Annotated in this window: 2 protein-coding genes; both read left to right on the forward strand. The window is 58.8% G+C overall.

The window, feature by feature from the left end; translation table 11 throughout:
• On the forward strand, positions 1 to 2,563 hold a 2,563-nt coding region (locus ABX749_RS24015; RefSeq protein ID WP_372898228.1), incomplete at its 5' end, for a DUF1549 and DUF1553 domain-containing protein.
• Positions 2,560 to 4,062 carry a DUF1501 domain-containing protein gene (locus ABX749_RS24020; RefSeq protein ID WP_372898229.1) on the forward strand — a complete coding sequence of 501 codons (1,503 nt, stop codon included), beginning with the start codon at positions 2,560 to 2,562 and terminating at the stop codon, positions 4,060 to 4,062. The genes ABX749_RS24015 and ABX749_RS24020, both read left to right, overlap by 4 nt.
• Positions 4,063 to 4,297 lie beyond the last annotated feature (235 nt).

Consider the following 4,297-nt stretch of genomic DNA (forward strand, 5'->3'; position numbering starts at 1 on the left):
GATCAACCATGTCGATGAAGACATGGCGATGCCGCCGGATGATGACAAGCTGCCGGATGAAGAAATTGATTTGCTGACGCGTTGGATCAAAGCGGGCGCCGTCGTACCGGGGCAAATGGACGACGTGGTCAACGAAGAAATTGATCACTGGGCATTCAAACCCGTCGTCCGACCCGACATTCCCCAAAGTGGCGTAAGCTTCCAGCTTGCGAATCAGCCACAAGGTGGCGGAAGCAACCAGCTTGCGATGCAGCCCACCGTCATCGATGCCTTTTTGCTGAGGAAACTGGGCGAGCAGGGACTCTCGTACTCACCGCCGGCCGATCCCCGTTCGCTGATCCGACGCGTCTCGATCGTGTTGACGGGGATCGCCCCGACGCCGGAACAGACGAACGAATTCATCGAAGCGTCTGCAATCGATTCCGAACTGGCGTATTCAAAGTTGGTTGATCGGCTGCTGCAATCACCGCATTTCGGTGAGCGTTGGGCCCAGCATTGGCTGGACGTGATTCGATGGGCGGAAACCAATGGATCCGAAGCCAATTTGTATCGCAAGAACGCGTGGATCTATCGCGATTATGTGGTCCGATCGTTCAATGAAGACAAGCCCTACAACGTGTTCGTGCAGGAACAGATCGCCGGTGATTCGATGGGTGCCGGCGAAGCGACCGGTTTTCTGGTCGCCGGTCCGCACGTGCCCGCGGCAACGGTCGGTCGCGAACCGACGGCGATTCGCCAAGCCCGTGCCGACCGGATGGACGAGATCATGCAAACCGTCGGCGCCTCGGTGATGGGCGTCACGATCGGATGCGCGCGGTGTCACAATCACAAGTTTGATCCGATCACGATCAAAGATTACTACTCGATGACGGGCGTGTTCCAAGATGTCGAATTCGGCAGTCGCCATCCCGAATTCGCCCCTGATCATCCGCGTCGCAAACGCGGCGAAGAGATCTGGAAAGAGATCGCCAAACAACGCGCGGTGCTGCGGCCGATCGGCGGTTGGGAAGAGGATTGGGGGGCGTTTCGTGAAATGCACTTCAAACCCGTCACGACCAAAGCAATCCGTGTCCGGTTCAAGATGGGCAACGTCGGCTTGGACGAATTGGAAGTGTTCGGCCCCGACAACTATGGCGAAAACCTCGCCCACAAACGCCGCGGCACCAAGGTTTCCGGATTCCCCGAAGACGGATTCGAAGGCCGCAATCCGATTCGACGCGTCAATGATGGCGAATATGGCACGATGACTTGGCGGGCGAAGAAGGACAAGGATTCCGACGAGCAGCCCTACGTGCAGTTCGATTTTGAACAGCCCGAAAAGATCAGTCGGCTTCGGCTGAGCAGCAATCGCGAGTATTTCTACGACACCGATTATCTGGACAAGAAACCGTACCTGCCGCGCTACGAGTACGATGTCGATGTGCTCCAAAGTGACGGCACTTGGCAGCCTTGGGTTGGGACTTGGTTCGTCAACACTCAATTGGACAAAGAGCATCCTGAACGCAAAGCGGCGCTCCGGGAGATTCAGAATCAAATCGAGACCTTGGCCGAAGAAGGGCCGCGTCCGAGCTTTGTCGGCCGATTCGTCCGCCCCGATGTGACCCGCGTGCTGCTTCGTGGCAGCCCGGAGAACCCGCGTGATGAAGTCGACCCGGCGGGACCGGCCATCTTTGATGGCGACTTGGGGCTGACACAGGATGCACCCGGCCCCAAACGGCGGGCCGAGTTCGCCAAATGGATCAGCAGCGAAGAGAATCCGTTGACCGCACGCGTGATGGTCAACCGGCTCTGGCACCACATTTTCGGCAGCGGCATTGTTCCAACGACCAGCGACTTCGGTAAAGCGGGCGCTGCGCCGACGCATCCGGAACTGTTGGATTGGTTGGCCGCGGAGTTTGTTCAGCCGACGGTCTCGGGCAACGAAGCGTGGTCCACCAAATCGATGATCCGCCAAATGGTGATGTCGGCGGCCTTCCGTCAGTCCAGTGCGCCGCGGCCAGAGGGCATCGCCAAGGACGCCGGTTCGGCGCTGTTGTGGCGTTTTCCGCCCAAACGCGTGGAGGCGGAAGTGATTCGCGATTCGATCCTGCAGGCGTCGGGATCACTGGACCGAACTGTCGGCGGTCGCAGCTACCGAATTCACAACGAAAAGAAAACCTACGCCCAGTGGGAAGTCGTCAAGAATTACGGTCCGGAAACGTGGCGCCGCATGCTGTACCAAGAACGCATGCGTCGTGTCGACGACCAGATGTTCACGGCATTCGACTTTCCCGATTGCGGTCAGGTGCGTGCCAAGCGTCCCGTCTCGACGACTCCCTTGCAAGCGTTGAACTTGATGAACAGCGACTTTGTGATCCACCAATCCGAGTTGATTGCTGAGCGTGCGAAGAAAGAATCGGGTGGGGAGTTGAAAGCGGCGATCGTCCGCTGCTTTGAACTGTTGTTGTCTCGCCAGCCCGAGACCGACGAACTGGATTCTTGTTTGGAACTTGCCCGGCAAACGAGCTTGTCGCTCGTCTGCCGAACGTTATTGAACACCAACGAATTTGCGTTTTTACCATGACCAATCCCGAAAAACTTTCGCCCCTGGGCAGACGTTTGCTTGATCGCCGCGGGTTCCTACACACCGCCGGTTTGTCCACCAGCGCGTTGGCGCTGGCCAGCTTGCTCGACGCTGACGGATTGTTGGCCGCCGATGTGAAAACGGTCAGCGGAAAGACGCCGATTCGGCCTGCCATCGATCCGAGTCAGCCGTATGCCCCGCGTCCGGGACACTTCGACATGCCTGCCAAACAGGTGTTGGTGATCTATTGCCCCGGTGCGGTCAGCCATGTCGACACGTTTGATTACAAACCGGCGCTCTGGGAATTGCACGGGCAGAAGCCGCCGGGGATCCCCGAAGTGACCTTTGAAGGCCCGACCGGGAACATCGCCAAGCCGTTTTGGGAGTTCAAACCCCGCGGCGAAACGGGCAAGATGGTTTCCGATCTGCTGCCGCATCTCGCCCAACACGTCGACGATTTCGCGTTCATCCACTCGCTGACGACCGACACGAGTGCGCACCCCCAGGGCGAGAACTTCATGAACACCGGTTTCACGATGGAAGGGTTTCCGTCGTTCGGCGCCTGGGTCACGTATGCACTGGGGACGGAAAACCAAGAGCTGCCGGCTTTCGTCGCCATCAATGATCCACGTGGGTTGGCGCGAAGTGGCAAGAACAATTTCGGCAACGGGTTTTTGCCCGCCGCGTTCCAAGGCACCGATTTCAGCGCCGCGGCGCCGCCGAACAATCTGCGCCGCCCCGACGTGCTTTCGGCCCAAGAAGATCGTCTCAGCGTCGACCTGTTGGCCCGACTCAATGCGAAACACTTGGAACAATTCCCCGGCGACGCCGATCTGGCCGGGCGGATCGCCAGCTATGAACTGGCCGGGAAAATGCAGACCACCGTCCCGGACGTGATGGACATCTCCGGCGAAACCGCCGAGACCTTAAAAGCGTACGGGGTCGAAGGCGGCAGCGAGTTGCGTGGCCAGTATGCACGCAACTGTATTCTCGCTCGACGGTTGCTCGAAAAGGGTGTCCGCGTCGTGCAATTGTTCAACGGCAGCGATCCGGCCGGCGGCAACGGTATCACCAACTGGGATTCGCACGCCAATATTCTGGAAACGCACGCGATGCAGGCGGAGATCATGGATCAGCCGACCGCGGCGTTGTTCGCGGATCTGAATCAGCGTGGAATGTTGGAAAACACACTGGTCGTGTGGGCGACCGAGTTCGGACGGATGCCGTTCTTGCAGGGCAACGGAACCGGCCGCGATCACAACCCCGACGCGTTCACCTGTTTCCTGGCCGGTGCCGGTGTCAAGAAAGGGATCAGCTATGGTGAAAGCGATGAGTTCGGGTTCAAGGCGGCCGCCAACACCACCACCGTCTACGACTTCAACGCAACGCTGTTGCATCTGATGGGGCTCGACCACGAGCGTTTGACGTTCTACCACAACGGGCTGGAAAGACGGTTGACCAACGTCCACGGGCACGTGGTCAAGGACGTGCTGGCGTAACGGGGACGGTTGTTGATACCGGACGGCGTGGTTCGACGAAGCGATGATGTATGACCTGTTCCTGGTTCGTGGCGGCGATGAAGAGCCCTGTACCGGCATTTTCGGCAACCTGATCTCGTAGCTGTGTCAAACCGTAGCATTCAAAGGAGTTGCAGAGATCAGACCGCATCGGGCGGGGCAGGGAGCAACCGGTCGCGGAGTGATACTGGCAAATACCTTTCCGGATGTTCAACCC

Source organism: Stieleria sp. (assembly GCF_041595215.1).
GTDB lineage: Bacteria > Planctomycetota > Planctomycetia > Pirellulales > Pirellulaceae > Stieleria > Stieleria magnilauensis.